Source organism: Kitasatospora sp. NPDC096077, from assembly GCF_040303245.1.
Taxonomy (GTDB): domain Bacteria; phylum Actinomycetota; class Actinomycetes; order Streptomycetales; family Streptomycetaceae; genus Kitasatospora.
In genome coordinates, this window is the sequence record NZ_JBEOSV010000005.1 from 247,008 (window position 1) to 266,327 (window position 19,320).

General features: G+C 71.3%; 20 protein-coding genes. 17 read left to right on the forward strand and 3 right to left on the reverse strand.

What is annotated here, in order from left to right:
• The first annotated feature begins 94 nt into the window (after positions 1-94).
• The 11 genes from ABTZ03_RS07990 (at position 95) to ABTZ03_RS08040 (ending at position 9,303) form a co-directional block, all read left to right on the forward strand.
• A complete protein-coding gene (locus ABTZ03_RS07990) occupies positions 95-538 on the forward strand; it encodes a Cg1360 family ATP-synthase-associated protein (RefSeq protein WP_350511997.1) in 444 nt (147 codons plus the stop codon).
• Positions 539-823: 285 nt separating this feature from the next.
• Positions 824-1,636: a F0F1 ATP synthase subunit A gene (gene atpB / locus ABTZ03_RS07995; protein ID WP_350511998.1), complete on the forward strand. Its 813-nt coding sequence runs from the start codon at positions 824-826 to the stop codon at positions 1,634-1,636.
• 84 nt (positions 1,637-1,720) lie between these two features.
• Positions 1,721-1,954, forward strand: coding sequence for an ATP synthase F0 subunit C (gene atpE, locus ABTZ03_RS08000; RefSeq protein WP_350511999.1), 234 nt, complete (start codon positions 1,721-1,723; stop codon positions 1,952-1,954).
• 38 nt (positions 1,955-1,992) lie between these two features.
• Positions 1,993-2,553 carry a F0F1 ATP synthase subunit B gene (locus ABTZ03_RS08005; RefSeq protein WP_350512000.1) on the forward strand — a complete coding sequence of 187 codons (561 nt, stop codon included), beginning with the start codon at positions 1,993-1,995 and terminating at the stop codon, positions 2,551-2,553.
• Positions 2,550-3,365, forward strand: a complete 816-nt coding sequence (locus tag ABTZ03_RS08010; RefSeq protein ID WP_350512001.1) for a F0F1 ATP synthase subunit delta — start codon at positions 2,550-2,552, stop codon at positions 3,363-3,365. Before ABTZ03_RS08005 ends, ABTZ03_RS08010 begins: the two co-directional genes overlap by 4 nt.
• A 157-nt stretch (positions 3,366-3,522) precedes the next feature.
• Positions 3,523-5,097: a F0F1 ATP synthase subunit alpha gene (gene atpA / locus ABTZ03_RS08015; protein ID WP_350512002.1), complete on the forward strand. Its 1,575-nt coding sequence runs from the start codon at positions 3,523-3,525 to the stop codon at positions 5,095-5,097.
• A 32-nt stretch (positions 5,098-5,129) separates the two neighbouring features.
• On the forward strand, positions 5,130-6,044 hold the full coding sequence (locus ABTZ03_RS08020; protein WP_350512003.1) for a F0F1 ATP synthase subunit gamma: 915 nt from the start codon (positions 5,130-5,132) through the stop codon (positions 6,042-6,044).
• Positions 6,045-6,046: 2 nt separating this feature from the next.
• Positions 6,047-7,492, forward strand: a complete 1,446-nt coding sequence (gene atpD / locus ABTZ03_RS08025) for a F0F1 ATP synthase subunit beta (protein WP_350512004.1) — start codon at positions 6,047-6,049, stop codon at positions 7,490-7,492.
• Between the two features lie 184 nt (positions 7,493-7,676).
• Positions 7,677-8,060 (forward strand): F0F1 ATP synthase subunit epsilon, encoded by a 384-nt coding sequence (locus ABTZ03_RS08030; RefSeq protein WP_350512005.1) that lies wholly within the window; start codon positions 7,677-7,679, stop codon positions 8,058-8,060.
• Between the two features lie 147 nt (positions 8,061-8,207).
• Positions 8,208-8,708, forward strand: a complete 501-nt coding sequence (locus ABTZ03_RS08035; protein WP_188302971.1) for a DUF2550 domain-containing protein — start codon at positions 8,208-8,210, stop codon at positions 8,706-8,708.
• A 22-nt stretch (positions 8,709-8,730) separates the two neighbouring features.
• Positions 8,731-9,303 carry a cob(I)yrinic acid a,c-diamide adenosyltransferase gene (locus tag ABTZ03_RS08040; protein WP_350512006.1) on the forward strand — a complete coding sequence of 191 codons (573 nt, stop codon included), beginning with the start codon at positions 8,731-8,733 and terminating at the stop codon, positions 9,301-9,303.
• Positions 9,304-9,315: 12 nt separating this feature from the next.
• On the opposite strand, the gene ABTZ03_RS08045 is transcribed toward ABTZ03_RS08040, so the two are convergent.
• Entirely contained in the window at positions 9,316-9,864 is a 549-nt protein-coding gene (locus ABTZ03_RS08045) for a hypothetical protein (protein ID WP_350512007.1), read from the reverse strand.
• Between the two features lie 132 nt (positions 9,865-9,996).
• Here ABTZ03_RS08045 and ABTZ03_RS08050 point away from each other — a divergent pair, with 132 nt between their 5' ends.
• From ABTZ03_RS08050 to ABTZ03_RS08070, 5 genes are all read left to right on the forward strand, one after another.
• Positions 9,997-11,199, forward strand: coding sequence for a sensor histidine kinase (locus ABTZ03_RS08050; protein ID WP_350512008.1), 1,203 nt, complete (start codon positions 9,997-9,999; stop codon positions 11,197-11,199).
• Positions 11,196-11,846, forward strand: coding sequence for a response regulator (locus ABTZ03_RS08055; RefSeq protein ID WP_350512009.1), 651 nt, complete (start codon positions 11,196-11,198; stop codon positions 11,844-11,846). The genes ABTZ03_RS08050 and ABTZ03_RS08055 overlap by 4 nt, the downstream gene beginning before the upstream one ends.
• A gap of 255 nt (positions 11,847-12,101) precedes the next feature.
• Entirely contained in the window at positions 12,102-12,971 is an 870-nt protein-coding gene (locus ABTZ03_RS08060) for a 3-hydroxyacyl-CoA dehydrogenase family protein (RefSeq protein ID WP_350512010.1), read from the forward strand.
• 362 nt (positions 12,972-13,333) lie between these two features.
• Entirely contained in the window at positions 13,334-13,651 is a 318-nt protein-coding gene (locus tag ABTZ03_RS08065; RefSeq protein WP_350512011.1) for an STAS domain-containing protein, read from the forward strand.
• A 263-nt stretch (positions 13,652-13,914) separates the two neighbouring features.
• A complete protein-coding gene (locus ABTZ03_RS08070; RefSeq protein ID WP_350512012.1) occupies positions 13,915-16,236 on the forward strand; it encodes an ATP-binding protein in 2,322 nt (773 codons plus the stop codon).
• 4 nt (positions 16,237-16,240) lie between these two features.
• Here the strand turns inward: ABTZ03_RS08070 and nucS are convergent, their stop codons facing one another.
• Positions 16,241-16,900, reverse strand: coding sequence for an endonuclease NucS (gene nucS / locus ABTZ03_RS08075; RefSeq protein WP_350512013.1), 660 nt, complete (start codon positions 16,898-16,900; stop codon positions 16,241-16,243).
• Positions 16,901-17,382: 482 nt separating this feature from the next.
• On the opposite strand from nucS, the gene ABTZ03_RS08080 reads away from it, so the two are divergent.
• Entirely contained in the window at positions 17,383-17,775 is a 393-nt protein-coding gene (locus ABTZ03_RS08080; protein WP_350512014.1) for an SCO5389 family protein, read from the forward strand.
• 73 nt (positions 17,776-17,848) lie between these two features.
• Here the strand turns inward: ABTZ03_RS08080 and ABTZ03_RS08085 are convergent, their stop codons facing one another.
• The gene (locus ABTZ03_RS08085; RefSeq protein WP_350512015.1) at positions 17,849-19,159 is read right to left on the reverse strand and encodes an LLM class flavin-dependent oxidoreductase; all 1,311 of its coding nucleotides are present in this window, start codon (positions 19,157-19,159) and stop codon (positions 17,849-17,851) included.
• Positions 19,160-19,320 lie beyond the last annotated feature (161 nt).

Consider the following 19,320-nt stretch of genomic DNA (forward strand, 5'->3'; position numbering starts at 1 on the left):
CGAGCGGCCCGGCGGCGGCCACTCGGTCCGGTGTCACCCCGCCACCATCAGTGCCCGTCCCCCGCCACATCGACATGCCGCCGGAGCTGCCGACATGCCGTCCACCGACGCCCGGGTCCTCCGAGGCGCCGCGATTCCCACTGCGGTCGCCGGGATCATCGCCATGGCGATCTCCTTCGCCGTCGCCGGTGGGAAGGGCCTGCTCGGCGCCTTCTTCGGCACGCTGCTCGTGGTGGCCTTCTTCAGCTTCGGCCATCTCGCGCTCGACCGGCTGACCAGGTCGAACCCGCAGATCATGATGGCCGCGGCGCTGCTGGTGTACACCACTCAGATCCTGCTGGTCGGCGTGGTGCTGGCGGTGTTCAAGAACACCGAGCTGTTCCACCGGCAGGCCTTCGCCTTCACTCTGATCGGCTGCGTGCTGGTCTTCACCGGCTTCCAGGTGCGCGGTGCGCTCAAGGCCAAGACCTTCTACGTCGACCCCGACGCCTCGGAAAGCAAGGGCGACAAGCCCTCCGACAAGGGTCGTCAACAGTGACGAGGCCTGGCTGTCCCCCCAACGAGGGGGGCGGTGTTTATGCCGCACTGACGGGCTGCTATCGTCCGTCGCAACAACGGAGTACGGGAAGCGGCCAGGTCTGTCCTGAGAGTGGACGGATCGCCCCCCGGACCCGCGCAGTCTTCGATGATCCCGCAGTCGCGCAGAGCGCCGTCGCGCGGGGTCGGCGAGAAATCCATCAAGTTCCAGTGCCGCTCCGTGGTCGCAGGCCACGCCGACACACCGAGGTTGCCGTAACCATGCGTCACGACGAAGGAGTCCGTGGTGAGTGCTGAACTCACGTCCCTCGCCTCAGGCAGTTGCCACTTCGGGGACGCTGGCTGCGGCTTCCCGGCCCCGGGTCTGAACGAGTTCCAGTTCAAGCCGATCTTCTCGGTCGGCGGCGTCGACTTCAACAAGCCGATGCTGCTGTCGATCATCGTCGCGCTGCTGGTCGTCGTGTTCTTCTGGGCCGCCTTCGCCAAGCCGCGCCTGGTCCCCGGCAAGCTGCAGCTGGTCGGCGAGATCGGCTACGACTTCGTCAAGCGCTCCATCGTGATGGAGACGATCGGCAAGAAGGGCGAGAAGTACGTCCCGATGCTGGTCTCGATGTTCTTCTTCGTCTGGTTGATGAACATCATGTCGATCATCCCGTTCGCGCAGTTCCCGGTGACGGCGTCGATCGCCTTCCCCGCGGGCCTGGCCGCGGTCGTGTGGATCACCTACATGACGCTGACCTTCAAGAAGCACGGCTTCGTCGGCGGTCTGAAGAACCTCTGCTGGCCGTCGGGCATCCCCGGCTGGGTCATGTTCATCCTGGTGCCGATCGAGTTCTTCTCCAACATCTTCGTGCGCCCCTTCACGCTCGCGGTCCGAGCCTTCGCGAACATGTTCGCCGGCCACCTGCTGATCGTGATGTTCTCCATCGCCTCCTGGTACCTGCTCAGCCCGACCCTGGGCGCGCTGTACGGCTCGGCCTCCTTCGTGGTCGCCGTGGGCCTGACCGCCTTCGAGCTGCTGGTCCAGTTCCTGCAGGCCTACATCTTCGTGATGCTGGCCAGCAGCTACATCGCCGGTGCCCTGGAAGAAGCGCACTGAGCCACGCAGCCCCGGCTGCCACCCCTCCCGAACGCCCGGTGGCCAACCACCACCGGTCCACCACCCCGCAAAGGACAAGCTGAAATGCAGCAGCTCGCTGAGGTCTACGGTTCCGTCGCCTCGATCGGTTACGGCCTCGCCGCGATCGGCCCCGGCATCGGTGTTGGTCTCATCTTCGGTAACGGTGTCCAGGCCATGGCCCGTCAGCCCGAGGCTGCCGGTCTGATCCGTTCCAACATGTTCATCGGCTTCGCGCTGACCGAGGCGCTCGCCCTCATCGGCATCGTCATGCCGTTCGTCTTCGGCGCCGGCAAGTAATTCCCCCGCCGCTAGACCCTTTCGAGGAAGGTCCAGATATGAGTTTCGTGGCTAACCTCGCGGAGGAGGGGGAGAAGATGAACCCCCTGCTGCCCGCGTGGCCCGAGATCATCATCGGCCTGCTCTGCTTCTTCATCGTCTTCGGTCTGCTCGGCAAGAAGCTCCTCCCCAGCATCGAGAAGGTGCTGTCGGAGCGTCGGGACGCCATCGAGGGCGGCATGGAGCGCGCCGAGGCCGCTCAGGCCGAGGCCCAGGCCCTGCTTGAGCAGTACCGCGCCGAGCTCGCCGAGGCGCGTCACGAGGCTGCCCGCATCGTCGAGCAGGCTCGCGAGCAGGGCGCCGCCCAGCTCACCGAGATGCGCGAGGAGGGCCAGCGTCAGCGCGAGGCCATCGTCGCCGCCGGCCACGCCCAGATCGAGGCCGACAAGAAGCAGGCCACTGCCGCCCTGCGTCAGGACGTGGGCTCGCTGGCCACCCAGCTGGCGTCCCGCATCGTGGGCGAGTCCCTTGAGGACAACGCCCGGCAGAGTGGCGTGATCGACCGCTTCCTGAACGAGCTGGAGGCCAAGGCCGCCGTTGCTCAGGGTGCGGCCAAGTGATCGGCGCCAGCCGCGAGGCGCTCGCCGCCGGCCGGAAGAACCTGGACAGCCTGACCGACTCCACCTCGGTGGACGCGGCCAAGCTGGCCGAGGAGCTCACCGCCGTCACGGCAGTACTGGACCGTGAGGTGTCGCTGCGCCGCGTTCTGACCGACCCGTCCCGGTCGGGCCAGGACAAGGCCCAGCTGGTCACCTCGCTGCTGACCGGTCAGGTCTCCGGCGAAGCGGTGGACCTGGTCTCCGGCCTGGTCCGCTCCCGCTGGTCGGGCGCGCGCGACCTGGTGGACGCGACCGAGGAGCTCGCCGCGTACGCCGAGGTCATCGCCGCCGACCGGGTGGGTGCCCTGGATGACGTCGAGGACGAGCTGTTCCGCTTCGGCCGGGTGGTGAGCGGCTCGCACGAGCTGCGCGCCGCGCTGACCGAGCCGAAGGCCGGCGCCGTCGCCAAGGCCGCGCTGATCAACAAGCTCCTCGGCGGCCGCGCCAACGCCGGCACCGTCCGGCTGGTCACCGCCCTCGTCAACGCGCCGCGTGGTCGTAGCCTGGAGCAGGGCCTCGAGTCCTACTCGAAGCTCGCCGCCGCGCGCCGCGACCGCATGGTGGCCCTGGTCACCAGCGCGGTGCCGCTGTCGGACGCCCAGAAGGAGCGCCTGTCCGGCGCTCTGGGGCGGATGTACGGCCGCCAGGTCCACCTGAACATCGACGTCGACCCCGAGGTCGTCGGCGGTGTCCGGGTGCAGATCGGCGACGAGATCATCGACGGCACCGTGTCGAGCCGCCTCGAAGGCGCTCGCCAGTCGCTCGAAGGCTGAGCAACCCAAGCAGCACATCCGACCCTCGGTCGGGGAACCGGCTCCCCAAGGAGTCGGCAAAACGTACGGCCGGTTCATACGACCCGGCCGAGAGTCGAGTACTTGCGGCCCTCAATGGCGGGCCGAGGATCGCAAACTAGGAGAGCAGGGAAGCCTGATGGCGGAGCTTACGATCCGTCCGGAGGAGATCCGGGACGCGCTGGCCGACTTTGTCCAGTCGTACCAGCCGGACGCCGCTTCTGTGGAAGAGGTCGGCACGGTCACTGACGCGGCGGACGGCATCGCGCATGTCGAGGGCCTGCCCTCGGTCATGGCGAACGAGCTGCTGAAGTTCGAGGACGGCACGCTCGGCCTCGCGCTGAACCTCGACACCCGCGAGATCGGTGTCGTCGTCCTCGGTGAGTTCGGCGGTATCGAAGAGGGCCAGACCGTGCGCCGCACCGGCGAGGTCCTCTCGGTCCCGGTCGGCGACGGCTACCTCGGCCGCGTCGTGGACCCGCTGGGCAACCCGATCGACGGCCTCGGCGAGGTCGCCGCCAGCGGCCGTCGCGCCCTGGAGCTGCAGGCCCCCGGCGTCATGGCCCGCAAGTCGGTCAAGCAGCCGCTGCAGACCGGCATCAAGGCCATCGACGCGATGACCCCGATCGGCCGCGGCCAGCGTCAGCTGATCATCGGCGACCGCCAGACCGGCAAGACCGCGGTGGCCGTCGACACGATCATCAACCAGCGTGACAACTGGCGCTCGGGCGACCCGGAGAAGCAGGTCCGCTGCATCTACGTCGCCGTGGGCCAGAAGGGCTCCACCATCGCGTCCGTCCGCGGCGCCCTGGAGGAGGCCGGCGCGCTGGAGTACACCACCATCGTGGCTGCTCCCGCCTCCGACCCGGCCGGCTTCAAGTACCTGGCCCCGTACACCGGTTCGGCCATCGGCCAGGAGTGGATGTACGACGGCAAGCACGTCCTGATCATCTTCGACGACCTGTCGAAGCAGGCCGAGGCCTACCGTTCCGTCTCCCTGCTGCTGCGCCGCCCGCCGGGGCGCGAGGCCTACCCGGGCGACGTCTTCTACCTGCACTCCCGCCTGCTGGAGCGCTGCGCCAAGCTGAACGACGCCCTGGGTGGCGGCTCGATGACCGGTCTGCCGATCATCGAGACCAAGGCCAACGACGTCTCGGCGTACATCCCGACCAACGTCATCTCCATCACCGACGGCCAGTGCTTCCTGGAGTCCGACCTGTTCAACGCCGGCATCCGCCCGGCCGTGAACGTCGGCATCTCGGTCTCCCGCGTCGGTGGCTCCGCCCAGATCAAGGCCATGCGCTCGGTCGCCGGCCGTCTGCGCCTGGACCTCGCCCAGTACCGTGAGCTGGAGGCCTTCGCCGGCTTCGGTTCCGACCTGGACGCGGCCTCCAAGGCCCAGCTGGAGCGCGGTGCGCGCATGGTCGAGCTGCTGAAGCAGGGCCAGTACCAGCCGTTCCCGGTCGAGGAGCAGGTCGTCTCCATCTGGGCCGGCACCACCGGCAAGCTGGACGACGTCCCGGTCGCGGAGATCCGCCGCTTCGAGCGCGAGTTCCTCGACCACGTCCGCCTGCAGCACAAGGACCTGCTGGCCGGCATCGTCGAGACCGGTCTGCTGGCCGACGGCACCGTGGACGCCCTGACCGGCGCGATCGAGGCCTTCAAGCAGGGGTACCAGACCGCCGACGGCAAGCTGCTCTCCGAGCAGGCCTGAGTCCGGTAGCGAGGGAAAGGACGTAACGACCCATGGGAGCACAGCTTCGGGTCTACAAGCGCCGGATCCGCTCTGTCACCGCGACGAAGAAGATCACCAAGGCGATGGAGATGATCTCCGCGGCGCGCATCGGCAAGGCGCAGCGCGCGGTGGCGGCCTCCGCTCCGTACGCCGATGAGCTCACCCGGGCGGTGACGGCGGTGGCCACCCGGTCCAACGCCAAGCACCCGCTCACCACCGAGAACCCGAACGCCACCCGGGTGGCGGTCCTGCTGATCACGGCGGACCGCGGCCTGGCCGGCGGTTACTCGTCCAACGCCATCAAGGCCTCGCTGACGCTCTCCGAGCGCCTGCGCGGCGAGGGCAAGGACGTCGTGACCTACATCGTCGGTCGGAAGGGTCTGTCGTACTACACCTTCCGCAACCTGGCGGTGGGGAACTCGTGGACGGGCTTCTCGGACAAGCCGACCTACGGCGACGCGAAGACGGTGGCGGCCGAGCTGATCGAGGCCTTCACGGCCGAGACCGGCGGCGTGGACGAACTCCACGTGGTCTCGACCGAGTTCGTGTCCATGCTGACGCAGGACGCGGTCGCCAACCGGCTGCTGCCGCTGAAGCTGGACGAGGTCCAGCTCAGCGACCAGACGCCGGCCAAGTCGGAGATCTTCCCGCTGTACGACTTCGAGCCGTCGGCGGAGGGCGTCCTCGACGCGCTGCTGCCGCGGTACGTCGAGAGCCGGATCTACAACGCGCTGCTGCAGTCGGCCGCTTCCGAGCACGCCGCCCGCCGCCGCGCGATGAAGAGCGCGACGGACAACGCCGGCGAGCTCATCAAGTCGCTCACGCGGCTTGCCAACTCGGCCCGCCAGGCCGAGATCACCCAGGAAATCAGCGAGATCGTCGGCGGCGCCAACGCCCTCGCCGACGCTAGCCGCGGGAGCGAATGAGTATGACCACCACTGTTGAGCCGACCACGGCGACGGGCCGCGTCGCGCGGGTCATCGGCCCGGTCGTCGACGTGGAGTTCCCCGTCGACGCCATTCCGGACATGTACAACGCCCTGCACGTCGAGGTGGACAACCCCGACGGCACGGGCCGCAAGACCCTCACCCTCGAGGTCGCCCAGCACCTCGGCGACGGCCTGGTCCGCGGCATCTCGATGCAGCCGACCGACGGCCTGGTCCGTGGTTCGCAGGTCACCGATACCGGTGCCGCGATCTCCGTCCCGGTCGGCCAGATCACCAAGGGCAAGGTCTTCAACGCCCTCGGCGACGTGCTGAACGTGGACAAGGCGGAGTTCGACCAGCAGGTCGAGGTCCGCTGGCCGATCCACCGCAAGGCCCCCGAGTTCAAGGACCTCGAGTCCAAGACCGAGATGTTCGAGACCGGCATCAAGGTCATCGACCTGCTCACCCCGTACGTCACGGGTGGCAAGATCGGTCTGTTCGGTGGTGCCGGTGTCGGCAAGACCGTTCTGATCCAGGAGATGATCTACCGCGTCGCCGAGAACTTCGGTGGTGTGTCGGTGTTCGCCGGCGTCGGCGAGCGCACCCGTGAGGGCAACGACCTCATCGACGAGATGGTCGACTCGGGCGTTCTGGACAAGACCGCACTGGTCTTCGGCCAGATGGACGAGCCGCCGGGCACCCGTCTGCGCGTCGCGCTCTCCGCGCTGACCATGGCGGAGTACTTCCGTGACGTCGAGAAGCAGGACGTGCTCCTCTTCATCGACAACATCTTCCGGTTCACCCAGGCCGGTTCCGAGGTGTCGACCCTGCTCGGCCGCATGCCCTCCGCGGTGGGCTACCAGCCGAACCTGGCCGACGAGATGGGCCTCCTCCAGGAGCGCATCACCTCGACCCGCGGTCACTCGATCACCTCGATGCAGGCGATCTACGTCCCCGCGGACGACCTGACCGACCCGGCCCCGGCCACCACCTTCGCCCACCTGGACGCGACCACCGTTCTGTCGCGCCCGATCTCGGAGAAGGGCATCTACCCGGCCGTCGACCCGCTGGACTCCACGTCCCGCATCCTCGACCCGCGGTACATCGCGCAGACCCACTACGACACGGCCATCCGTATCAAGGGGATCCTGCAGAAGTACAAGGACCTCCAGGACATCATCGCCATCCTCGGTATGGACGAGCTGTCCGAAGAGGACAAGATCACGGTGCACCGCGCGCGTCGCATCGAGCGCTTCCTCTCGCAGAACACCTACGTGGCGAAGCAGTTCACCGGTGTCGAGGGCTCGACCGTGCCGCTGTCGGAGACCATCGAGGCCTTCAACTCGATCGCCGACGGCAAGTACGACTCCGTCCCGGAGCAGGCCTTCTTCATGTGCGGTGGCATCGAGGACCTCGAGAAGAACGCCGCCGAGCTGGCGAAGAAGTAGTCGCGGCCGGTAGCAGCTGAGTGACCGTGAGGGGTGGCCCCCGAGCCTGGGGACCACCCCTCGCGGCACATCGGCTGTGATTCCGGTCAAATCCGTGCCGCCGGTTTCATGCCGGGGGCGCGGGGCCGTTATTCTTACCGAAACTCCCGAGTAATCGGGGGTTGCATGAGCCTAGGAGCCCACGTTGGCTGAGCTGCACGTCGAGCTGGTCGCAGCCGACCGCAAGGTGTGGTCCGGTGCGGCCACCATCGTCGTCGCCCGTACGGCCTCCGGTGACACCGGCATCATGCCGGGCCACACCCCGGTGCTGAGCGTGCTGGAGACCGGTCCGGTCACCATCCGCACGGTGGACGGCGGCACCGTCATCGCCGCGGTGCACGGCGGCTTCATCTCCTTCGCCGACAACAAGCTGTCTCTGCTCGCGGAGATCGCCGAGCTGGCGGACGAGATCGATGTCGCGCGTGCCGAGCGCGCGCTGGAGCAGGCCAAGTCCGACACCGACGCGCACGCCGAGCGCCGCGCCGAGGTCCGGCTGTTCGCGGCGCGCGGCCTCAAGGCCCACGCCTGAGTGTGCCTGACCCCCTTGGCGGGGTCGACCGACGGTCCCGGGGACGCGCGAGCGTGACCCCGGGACTGTCGTCGTAGTTGGTAGGTCAGCGCGGTCGTCCGGTACGACCGTAAACGGGGAACGCGGGTAGCGAGGAGGTAGGTGAGCATGGTCCTCGCGCTTGTGGTGTGTGCGGCGGTCGTGGCGCTGGGAGTGATCGGCCTGATGGCCTTCGCCGTACGCCGCCGCCTGATCCAGCGGGTCGGCGGCACGTTCGACTGCAGTTACCGGCTCAAAATGCCCGCGGACGCCTCGACGCAGCCCGACCTCGACGAGAACGGCAAACCCACCTCCGCCCCGGTCCCACCGACCGACGGCAAGGGGTGGGTTTTCGGTATCGGCAGGTACAGCGGTGACTCGATCGAGTGGTTCCGGGTCTTCTCGTACGCCCCCCGCCCGCGCCGGGTGCTGCCGCGCCGGGAGATCGAGGTGCTCGGCCGGCGCTACCCGGAGGGCCAGGAGGAGCTGGCGCTGCTCTCCGGCTCGGTGGTGCTGCGCTGCCTGCACAACGGGGCGCCGTTGGAGCTGGCGATGAGCGAGGACGCGCTCACCGGCTTCCTGGCCTGGCTGGAGGCGGCCCCGCCCGGGCAGAGGGTTAACGTCGCCTAACGTCGGCGGCTAGGGTGGCGGCATGGTCAATCTGACGCGCATCTACACCCGCACCGGTGACGACGGCACCACCGCGCTCGGCGACATGAGCCGGACCACCAAGACCGACCCCCGGCTGATGGCGTACGCCGACGCCAACGAGGCGAACGCCGCGATCGGGGTCGCGCTCGCGGTCGGCGGGCTGGCCGAGGACGTGGCGGCGGTGCTGGTCCGGGTCCAGAACGACCTGTTCGACGTCGGCGCCGACCTGTCCACGCCCGTGGTCGAGGACCCGAAGTACCCGCCGCTGCGGGTGCTGCAGTCCTACATCGACCGGCTGGAGGGGGACTGCGACCACTACCTGGAGCAGGTGGAGAAGCTGCGCAGCTTCATCCTGCCCGGCGGCACCCCCGGCGCGGCCCACCTGCACCTGGCCTGCACGGTGGTGCGGCGGGCCGAGCGTTCGACCTGGGCGGCGATCGCCGAGCACGGGGACACCGTCAACCCGCTGACCGCGAAGTACCTCAACCGGCTGTCCGACCTGCTGTTCATCCTGGCCCGGGTGGCCAACAAGGAGCGCGGTGACGTGCTCTGGGTGCCGGGGGAGAACCGCTAGCGGCGGTCGGTCCTACGACCGGTCGGCGGCTGGCGGCTGCTTGGGCCAGATCGAGTAGCAGCCGGCCACGATCACGTTGACCACGGCGGCGAGGCCCAGCTTCCAGTACCACTGGGCGAAGGTGCCGAAGTGGGCGGAGCCCGCGGAGAGCGGGACGAGCAGGCTGATCAGCCCCAGGGTGATCACAGCCGAGACGACCGTCCGCTTGGCGATCTGCCACTCGTACGCGGTCCGCTCCGGGCCGTACTTGGGGGAGGGCGGCGGCTTGGGACCGCCGGCGAAGCGGTGCTGGAAGTGCCGGTCGGCCCAGGCCACCAGCGAGGGGCCGTAGCCGACCGAGAAGCCGGCGTAGCTCGCGGCCAGCGCGTGCATCCAGCCCGCCTCGGCGCCGCCGCGCAGGTTGACGACGGTGAGCGCGTACAGGACGAGGTCCACCACCGGCAGGCCGAGCAGCAGCACGGTGCTGGTCCGGCGCCACCGCAGCAGATAGCGGGCGCAGAGGGCGAGGCCGAGCACGATCCACCAGGAGACCTCGGCCGCGGCGATGAGGGAGACGATCACGGTGTCCAGCCTCGTCCGCGGGCGCGCCGGTGTCGTCGTCGCGGAGTGCCGTCCCGGCCTGCACCTTTCGATGTAGCGGGGTCCTCCGTGGACCTGAGCCGGGCGGCGCGCGCGGGATGGTGAGATGGGGGTGTGCCCCTCCCGTCCCTCCCCCCGCACCGGCTGGACCGGCTGATCGCCCTGAGCGGGCTGTTCGGCGGCGCGGTGCTGATCGTCTTCAAGGTGTACGACCGGCCCGAGCACAATCCGCTCTGGCTGGTGCTGCTGACCCTGGTGGTGATGGCAGGGCTGGAGCTGCTCCGGCGCACCCGGCCGGTGCTCACGGTGACGGTGGGCGGGCTGACCTGCGCGTTGTGCCTGGTCAGCGGGAGCCTGCTGGCGACGCTGATCATGTACACCGACCTGCTGTACGCGGCGGTGATCTACGGCACCCCGCGGATGTCGAAGGTGCTGCACTTCACCAACGGCGCGACCGTGCTGGTGCTCTCCGGCTTCGCGCTGTACTACGGCGGCACCCCGGCCGGGCTGCTGATCGTGGTGATCAGCTCGCTGCTGTTCCTGGCGCCGGTGTGGACCGGCGACGTGGTGCGCAAGCACCGGCAGGAGGCGGAGACCGAGCGACTGCGGGCCGAACAGACCGCGCTGCTCTCGGAGATGGACCGGCGCGAGGCGGTCGGCGCCGAACGGGCGCGGATGGCGCGGGAGTTGCACGACGTGGTGGCCAACCACCTGTCGGCGATCGCGATCCACGCGACCGGTGCCCAATCGGTGGCCCGGCGGCGGGAGTTGCCGGCGGACGATCCGCTGGTCGAGGTGCTGGCGGTGATCCGGGAGAACAGCGTCCAGGGATTGGCCGAAATGCGTCGCATGATCGGACTGCTTCGGGACAGCGGCGGGGGTGAGGCCGACGAGTCCTACGCGGCGCCCGACCTGGCCGCGGTGGACGCGCTGCTGGCCAAGGCCCGGGCGGCCGGTCAGGACGTCGGACTGGACTTCGAGCTGACCGAGCACGGCGAACGCGGCGTCGTCCCGGTGCCGGTCGGGCTGGCCGCGTACCGGATCGTGCAGGAGTCGCTGACCAACGCGCTCAAGCACGCCGGGCCCGGACTGGTCGCGCTGCGGCTGGAGTTCGGACCCGAGGAGCTGCGGATCGCCGTCGACAGCCCGTACCGGGGCGAGCCGGGCCGGGGACTGCCCGGCGCCCGGGCCGGGCTGGTCGGGATGGCGGAGCGGGCCGGGCTGCTCGGCGGCAGCTTCGAGGCCGGGCCGAGGGACGGGTACTGGAGCGTGCGCGCGGTGCTGCCGCGTGGCCGGGAGAGCGAGGGACGGGAATGACGATCCGGGTGCTGGTGGCCGAGGACCAGGCGGCGGTACGGGCCGCACTGGTGATGATCCTGCGGGCCGAGCCCGGGTTCGAGGTGGTCGGGCAGGCCGCGGACGGGGAGGAGGCGGTCCGGCTGGCGCTGGAGCTGCGGCCGGACGTGGTGCTGATGGACGTGCAGATGCCCCGGCTGGACGGCGTCTCGGCGACCCGGCAGGTGGTCGACGCCGAGGCCGCCCAGGTGCTGGTGCTGACCACCTTCGACCTGGACGAGTACGTCTACGGGGCGCTGCGGGCCGGCGCGGCCGGGTTCCTGCTCAAGGACCTGGAGGCGGACACCCTGGTCGAGGGCATCCGTACGGTGGCGCGCGGGGACGGCATGCTGGCGCCCTCGGTGACCCGACGGCTGATCGGGACCTTCGCCCGCCCCGGCCGGCCGGTCGGACCGGAGGCCCGGGCCGCGGTCGCGGAGTTGACCGGGCGCGAGCGGGAGGTGCTGGCCTGCATCGGGGCCGGGATGTCCAACGGGGAGATCGCGGCCCGGCTGGAGATGGCGGAGGCGACCACGAAGACCCACGTCAGCCGGATCCTGGCCAAGCTGCGGCTGCGCAACCGGGTGCAGGCGGCGATCCTGGCCCAGGACCTCGGTCTGACCGTCTGACCAGCATCCTGGTCACCTGACCAGGTCGGTTGCAGATCACACTTCCGATTGCTATTGCGCAGCGGATTCGGGCACTAGAGTCCGCCGTGAGCGAGCGGAGCGAGTGAGCGAATTGGACTGCGCGCTTCGCGAAAGCGACCGCCGAGCTCCAGCGAGGCGGGGAATTGAGCAGTGCGGCTCTCCGGCTGGTGATCCCTGTCCTGAGCCGCCTTCAGGGCCCGCCCGCGGGGCGGCGACGGCATCGGGAGACCCAGCATGACCAATGCGTCCAGCAAGCAGATCGCCGTGATCGGGGCCGGCCTGATGGGCGCCGGCATCGCCCAGGTGTCGGCCCAGGCCGGCCACCCGGTGGTGCTGCGGGACGTGACCGAGGAGGCGCTGCAGCGCGGCCTCGCGGGCATCCGCGCCTCGTACGACAAGTTCGTCTCCAAGGGCCGGCTGAGCGCCGAGGACGCCGAGGCCGCGCTGGGCCGGATCACCACCACCACCGACCTGGGCGCCGTCGCCGAGGCCGACATCGTGGTCGAGGCGGTGTTCGAGAACCTGGAGGTCAAGGAGGGCGTCTTCCGCGAGCTGGACAAGCTCGCCAAGGACGGTGCCGTGCTGGCCTCCAACACCTCCGCCATCCCGATCACCCGGATCGCCGCCGTCACCCGGCGGCCCGAGTCGGTGGTCGGCGTCCACTTCTTCTCGCCGGTCCCGATGATGAAGCTGGTCGAGCTGGTCCGCGGCTACAAGACCGGTGACGAGACGATGGCGGCCGCCCGGGCCTACGCCGAGGGCGTCGGCAAGGAGGTCGTGGTGGTCAACCGCGACGTGGCCGGCTTCATCACCACCCGCCTGATCACCGCGCTGGTCGTCGAGGCCGCCAAGCTGTACGAGTCGGGCGTGGCCACCGCCGAGGACATCGACACCGCCTGCCGCCTCGGCTTCGGCCACGCGATGGGCCCGCTGCAGACCGCCGACCTGACCGGCGTGGACATCCTGCTGCACGCCGCCCGCAACATCTACACCGAGACCCAGGACGAGAAGTTCGCCGCCCCGGAGATCATGGCCCGGATGGTCACCGCCGGCGACCTCGGCCGCAAGAGCGGTCGCGGCTTCTACCCGTACGAGGGCAAGTGAGTCCGCGGGGCTGAACGACCTGGTGGGCCGTGCGACCGGAGCGTCGTACGGCCCACCGTGCCGGGGTGGGTGAGTTTCCTCACGCCGGGTGCCGCAGACGGGTGATTTGGGCGGTAATCGAGCGTAGGTGTGGAGCGGACCTGCGTATATTCCCTCGGACGAGTGAAGTTGCTTCAGAACAGGTCGGAAAACAGCAACCTGCGGAGCTGCTCCACCGTCAGATGAGGGAACCCGGCATTCCGAGGCGAGGGGCTCAGGCCCGCCCGGACGGCATCCCTTCCCCCGTTCCCGGCACGGTCCGGGCCGGACCCACCCCCGGACAGAACCGGACCAGCCAGGACAGCCAGGCGAAGGAGGAGAGCATGCGCATCACCGGCGACCACAGGGCGCTGGCCATCGAAGGCCGCCTCGACGTGCGCACCGCCGCCGATGCGCGGGCCCTGCTGCACCAGGCCGTGGACGGCGGCCTCGGTGACCTCGTGCTGGACCTCGGCCGGCTGGAGTTCTGGGACGCCACCGGCCTCGGGGTGATCATGGGCACCCACCGGCGGGCCGGCCGGATCGGCCGCCGGCTCGTGCTGCGCTCCGTTCCCGCGCAGCTCCAGCGGCTGCTGGTGGCCACCAAGCTGCACCGGATCCTCGCCGTCGACGGCGGGATCGCCGAGGTGCCCGCCGTCTGACGCATCCTCCGGGGCGTGCCCGGAGGGCGCGCGCGCCCGGAGACGGTGCACGGACCGGCGCGGGTCCGGCGCCGCACGCCCGGCGCGCCTTCACCCTCCCCGCACCCGGACCGCACTGCACGGCCGGGCCCGGATGTGCAAGAGTCTGCCCGTCAGATGACGGCCGCCCGGGGCCGGCTGCCCTCAGCCCGCCCGTGGCCGCGACCGAGACGTGTGCCGGCCGGCGCAGGGCGCCGGCGGCCGAACACGATGCGGAGCAGAACGTGGCACAGCCATCCGGGGAGTTCCGGCAGGAGGCCGTCCGCACCCGTGGCGGCGAACTGGTCTCCGGCGCCCTGCTGGTCGGCGTCGGCGCCCCGGACGGCTCCGAGGCCCGACCGTGTCCCGAGGAGTGGCGGCCCCACCCTCGCCGGATCGAACGCAGCGAGCCCGCCCGCGGCCCGGTCGGCGGCGTCGGCCGGGCGGTCGGCCCGCTGGCCCTCGGCGCCGGTCCCACCGACCTGCCGCTGCTCGACCGCGAGGCCGACATCGCCGAACTGCTCGGCCTGCTCGCCGAGGGCCGCTCGATACGCCTGGTCGGCCAGGCCGGCTCGGGCCGCAGCACCCTGCTGTCGGCCGTCGCCGAGGCCGCCGCCGACCTCACCCCCGGCGGTGTCGTCCAGCTCTGTGGACACCGCCGCACCGCCGCGGACCTGCTCCAGGACCTCTTCGCCGCCACCCACCACGCCCCCGGCTACCGGCCCGACCCCGGCCAGCTGACCGCCCACCTCGCCGACGTCCGCGCGGTCGTCGTGATCGACGGGGCCGAGCCGGTCGGCCCCGAGCTGGAGGAACTGCTCGCCACCGCCCCCGGCTGCGCCTTCCTGATCTCGGTCGCCCCCGCCGCCCCGCAGCTGCCCGCCGGCTCCCGGCTGCGGGACCACCTCGTCCCCGGGCTCTCCCGGGCCGCCTGCCTGGCCCTCACCGGTCGGCTGGCCGGCCGGCCGCTGGACGTCGCGGAGAAGGCCTGGGCGGTCGACCTCTGGTTCGAGTCCGAGGGCCTGCCGCTGCGCTTCGTCCAGGCCGCCGCGCTGCTGCGCCAGCGGGACGTCTCGGTGGACGCGCTGGTCGCCGCCGAGGAGGACCGGCTGGACGTCTTCGGGGCCGTCGAGGAGCCCGTCCACGACCCCGACCCGGCGATCCGGGAGAACGCGCTGCGGCGCACCGTACCGCTGCCCTCGGTGGCCGAGACCGCCTCGCCCGCCGTCCGGCTGGCCGAGGGGCTCGGCGAGTCCGCCCAGGCCGTGCTGCGCCTGGCCGTCGCGCTCGGCGGCGAGTGCCCCACCGCGCCGCACCTGCCCGCGCTGATCGACGTCGGCCAGGGCGAGAGCGCGCTGGCCGAACTCGCCGACGCCGGACTCGCGGTGTCCGTCGGCGGACACCACCGGCTCACCGCCGGGGCGTTGGAACTGCTCGCCCCGCACTGGCCGGCCCGCGGCTGCGTCGACGGCGCCGCCCAGCACTTCGCCTGGTGGGTCGGGCACAGCTCGGTGTCGCTGGCGCAGGTCGCCGCCGAGGCCGAGGTGCTGATCGGCGTGCTGCTCGCGGACCGGACCGCCGGCCGGCACGAGGCGGTGGTCCGGCTGGCCCGGGCGGCGGCGCCCGCGCTGGCGCTGGCCCTGCGCTGGGGAGCCTGGGAGCGGGCGCTGCAGCTCGGCCTGGAGGCGGCCCGGCGCACGGGCTCGGTGGTCGACCAGGCCTGGTTCCACCACGAGGCGGGCGTGCACGCGATCTGCCTGCGGCAGCCGTCCCGGGCGATCGCCGAACTGGAGAGCGCGCTCACCCTGCGGGCCACCGCCGGGGAGCAGCGCGGGGTCGCCGCCGCGCGCCGGATGATCGACCTGCTGCGCGCCGACGGCCGACAGCTGCCGCCCGCCGCGCCCGCCGCCTCGGCGCCCGGCCGCGGGCCGGTGATCCGCAAGATCGCGGCCCGGGTGCCGGCCGGGCTGAAGGCCCGCAACGGGCGGCGGCGCCGGGTGGTGGTGGCCTCCGCGGCCCTGCTCACCTTCGGGGTGCTCGGCACGGCCGTGGCGATGACCATGGCCGGGCCGGACGAGCACAAGGGCAACGACCCGCACGGGCGGCTGGACGAGGTCGGCGACACCGGGAACGCGCCGATGCCGCTGCCCTCCGCGGACGGCTCGCCGGGGACGGCCGGGACGGACGCGCCGGGCGGCGCCGCGCCGAGCGCCCCCACCGGGACGAGCGGCAGCCCGGAGCCCTCGGCGAGCGGCAGCGCGTCGCGCTCGCCCAGCGCCTCGCCGTCCCGGCGGTCGAGCGCCTCACCGGGGGCCACCGGGACGGGCGCCCCGCAGGAGCCGCAGCCGCAGCAGCCCGAGCCGGGCCAGTCGCAGCCGCCGAGCCAGCCGTCGGGGCCGAAGCCCGGCGGGTCGGGCGGGGGCGGTACCGGCGGGGGCGGGACTCAGCCGGGTGGCGGGACCTCGCCGTCGGCGAGCCCGTCTCCCACGACGGCCAAGCCGAGCCCGACGGCGACCGGGTCGGCCAGTTCGAGCACCACGCCCGGCTCGTCGCCGTCCCCGCCCTGACCGGTCAGAACAGCTTGAGCTTGTCGTCGTCGATGCCGCGCAGCTCGTCGTAGTCCAGCACCACGCAGCCGATGCCCCGGTCGGTGGCCAGCACGCGGGCCTGGGGCTTGATCTCCTGCGCGGCGAAGACGCCCTTGACCGGGGCCAGCAGCGGGTCCCGGTTGAGGAGTTCGAGGTAGCGGGTGAGCTGCTCGACGCCGTCGATCTCGCCGCGGCGCTTGATCTCCACGGCCACGGTGGCGCCGTCGGCGTCGCGGCAGAGGATGTCGACCGGGCCGATCGCGGTCATGTACTCACGGCGGATCAGCGACCAGCCGGCACCGAGCACCTCCATCCGGTCCGCGAGCAGCTCCTGGAGGTGCGCCTCGACGCCGTCCTTGATCAGGCCGGGGTCCACCCCGAGTTCGTGGGAGGAGTCGTGCAGCACCTCCTCCAGCGTGATGATGAGCTTCTCGCCGGCCTTGTTCTCCACCGTCCAGACCCCGTCGGCTTCCTTGAGGTTGCACGGCGGGGACATCCAGTTGAGCGGCTTGTAGGCGCGGTCGTCGGCGTGGATGCTGACGCTGCCGTCGGCCTTGACCAGGATCAACCTGGTGGCGGAGGGCAGATGGGCGGAGAGCCGACCGGCATAGTCGACTGAGCAGCGGGCAATTACGAGACGCACGGTCGACCACGCTAGCCCACCGGGGCCAGTTGATGCGATTCCGCGACGACCGGGTGAAGAAGACGCGAACCCCGCGAACATGGAGGTTCGGCGATCCGGGTTCCGCCCGTCGCGCTCTGGCGTACGCCCCCTCGGGTCGCTACGGTGTGTGACGGCACGGATGCAGGGTCGCTGTCAACGGGGATGGAGACTTCAGATGAACGATCCGACGGGATCAGGCCAATCTGGTGCACCACGGCGTATTTCCGGAGCAATCCGTAGGAACGACCGGCCTGCCCCGCCGCTGACTGCCACGCTGTTCTGACGCGGTCGGTGTTCAGGACGTCACGTCCCGTGGCGTCGCCGCCCGCGCATTCGACGCCGGAAACCCCGTCCCACGGTGTTCCGGACGTCACCTGCGATTTTTCGCGCACCCTCACTGTGAGCTTGGACTACGCATGACCACCCGGGCGCTGCGCGGGTGGACCGCGAGAGGAGAATCCATGTCGCTCGACGTCTCACCGGCCCTGCTGGAGAAGGCCGAGCGGGGCGAGGTCGACGAGCGGGAATTCGTCGACTGCGTCCGCGTCTCGCTGCCCTACGCCTGGGACCTGATCAGCTCGCTGGTCGCCCAGGCCAAGGTCGACGGTACCGACTTCGCCGACAACCACGTGCCGCCGCCCAGCGAGCAGGCCCGCGGCCAGCTGCTGCGCGCCCTGGCCAGCGATGCCATCCGGGGAGCCCTGCAGCGCCACTTCGGGATCCGGCTGGCGTTCCAGAACTGTCACCGGGTGGCGGTGTTCCTGCCGTCGGACGCCAACGAGGCGCGGTACGACCGCTTCACCTCCGTCCGGGAGCAGCTGCTCAACCAGTCCGAGGAACTGCGGGACTGCTGATCCGGCCCCGACCGGCCGCCGCCGTCCCCCGGTGCGGGGGGAGGGGCGGCGGCCCGGGGCCCGGCCCGGCGGCTCAACTCAGTTGCGGCAGTACCTCGGAGCCGAGCCGGGCGATGTTGTGCAGGGTCGCCTCGCGGTCGCCGCTGCCCTCCGCGAGCAGGGCGAACCGTCGGATGCCGGTGCGCTCGGCGGTGGCCAGCAGTCGGTCGGCGCACTGCCTCGGGGTGCCCACCGGGTGCAGGTCGCAGAGGAGTTCGGTGTACTGGTGCGGGTCGCGCATCTTGCGCTCGCGGCCGTCCACGGTGCGGTGGGCGCCGAGCCCGTACTCGAACCAGCCGGGCATCGCGCTCAGCAGGGTGGCCCGGGCGGTGGAGGTGCGGTCGTCGACCTGGGCCACCCCGGCCGCGACGTGCTGGCGGGTCACCCGCCGCAGCTGCTCCTCGCTGCGCCCGGCGGCCAGCCAGGCGGTCCGGTAGAGCTCCAGCATCCGCAGCTTGTCCTCGTCGCCGGAGTGCATGCCGAGCAGCATCGGCAGGCCGCGTTCGGCGGCCAGCTTCACCCCGCCCGGGGAGGTGCAGGCGACCACCACCGGCGGGCCGGCCACCGGCCGTCCGGCGGTGGTGAGTTCCTCGCCGAGGGCGTCGGTGTCCTGCCGCTGGCGCGGGAAGCGGACCGGGCCGGTCGGCTCGCCCAGGCCGAGCCAACTGCCCAGGCCCGGGCGGCGCAGCGGCTCGGCGGCCTGCGGCACCACCGCCACCTCGGGGAAGGTGAACTGCGGCCCGTCCGCGCCGACCCGGGAGCCGCGCAGCCAGCGCAGCAGCAGGTCCAGCCGTTCCGGGAAGCCGGTCTCGAAGGCGTCCACGCCGCTGCCGAACACCTCCAGGTCGATCCACGGCCCGCCGCGGCCCACCCCGAGCGTGAAGCGCCCGCCGGAGGTGAGGTGCAGCAGTGCGGCCTGTTCGCCGAGCGCCACCGGGTGGCGGTTGGAGAGCACGCTGACCGCGGTGCCGATGCCGATCCGCCGGGTGCGGCCGAGCAGCAGCGCGGCGAGGGTCGCGGCGTCGGGGCAGACCCCGTACGGGACGAAGTGGTGCTCGGCCAGCCAGACGCTGTCCAGGCCCGCGCGTTCGGCCTCGACGGCGGTCCGGACGGTGCGCTCCAGCGCCTCGCCGTGGCTCTGCCCGGGGAACTGGGCGGACAACAGGAACGCGCCGACCCGTACCGGTGCGGTGTCCGGCGGCAGTGCGCCGGAGCGCTGCACGGCGGTCAGCGGTTCGCCCGCGACGGCGGTCAGCGGCGGTACGGAGGTCAGCGCCGGGCCGGGCGCGGGCGGCCGTACGCCGACGGGCCGGCGGGTCTCGGCGCGGGGGCTGGTCTTGGTCATCCTGGGGGCCTCCTCGGGTGCACGCAGGGTCTGCGGGCCCCGCCTGTCCCCTCGTGGGTATCCGATGTCATGTGCCAATGGCACGCCGAACCCCGAATTTCCCCGATGATCGGGTGGATCTCGGCAAAAACGCCGGACAGTGGTCCGGGGCCGTGATAGAG

Coding starts and splice junctions, on each gene's coding strand:
- ABTZ03_RS08020 (WP_350512003.1), top strand. CDS start 5,130: ATGGGAGCACAGCTTCGGGTCTACAAGCGCCGGATCCGCTCTGTCACC.
- ABTZ03_RS08055 (WP_350512009.1), top strand. CDS start 11,196: ATGACGATCCGGGTGCTGGTGGCCGAGGACCAGGCGGCGGTACGGGCC.
- atpD (WP_350512004.1), top strand. CDS start 6,047: ATGACCACCACTGTTGAGCCGACCACGGCGACGGGCCGCGTCGCGCGG.
- ABTZ03_RS08085 (WP_350512015.1), bottom strand. CDS start 19,159: ATGACCAAGACCAGCCCCCGCGCCGAGACCCGCCGGCCCGTCGGCGTA.
- ABTZ03_RS08040 (WP_350512006.1), top strand. CDS start 8,731: ATGGTCAATCTGACGCGCATCTACACCCGCACCGGTGACGACGGCACC.
- ABTZ03_RS08060 (WP_350512010.1), top strand. CDS start 12,102: ATGACCAATGCGTCCAGCAAGCAGATCGCCGTGATCGGGGCCGGCCTG.
- ABTZ03_RS08035 (WP_188302971.1), top strand. CDS start 8,208: ATGGTCCTCGCGCTTGTGGTGTGTGCGGCGGTCGTGGCGCTGGGAGTG.
- ABTZ03_RS08065 (WP_350512011.1), top strand. CDS start 13,334: ATGCGCATCACCGGCGACCACAGGGCGCTGGCCATCGAAGGCCGCCTC.
- atpE (WP_350511999.1), top strand. CDS start 1,721: ATGCAGCAGCTCGCTGAGGTCTACGGTTCCGTCGCCTCGATCGGTTAC.
- ABTZ03_RS08005 (WP_350512000.1), top strand. CDS start 1,993: ATGAGTTTCGTGGCTAACCTCGCGGAGGAGGGGGAGAAGATGAACCCC.
- atpA (WP_350512002.1), top strand. CDS start 3,523: ATGGCGGAGCTTACGATCCGTCCGGAGGAGATCCGGGACGCGCTGGCC.
- ABTZ03_RS08080 (WP_350512014.1), top strand. CDS start 17,383: ATGTCGCTCGACGTCTCACCGGCCCTGCTGGAGAAGGCCGAGCGGGGC.
- ABTZ03_RS07990 (WP_350511997.1), top strand. CDS start 95: ATGCCGTCCACCGACGCCCGGGTCCTCCGAGGCGCCGCGATTCCCACT.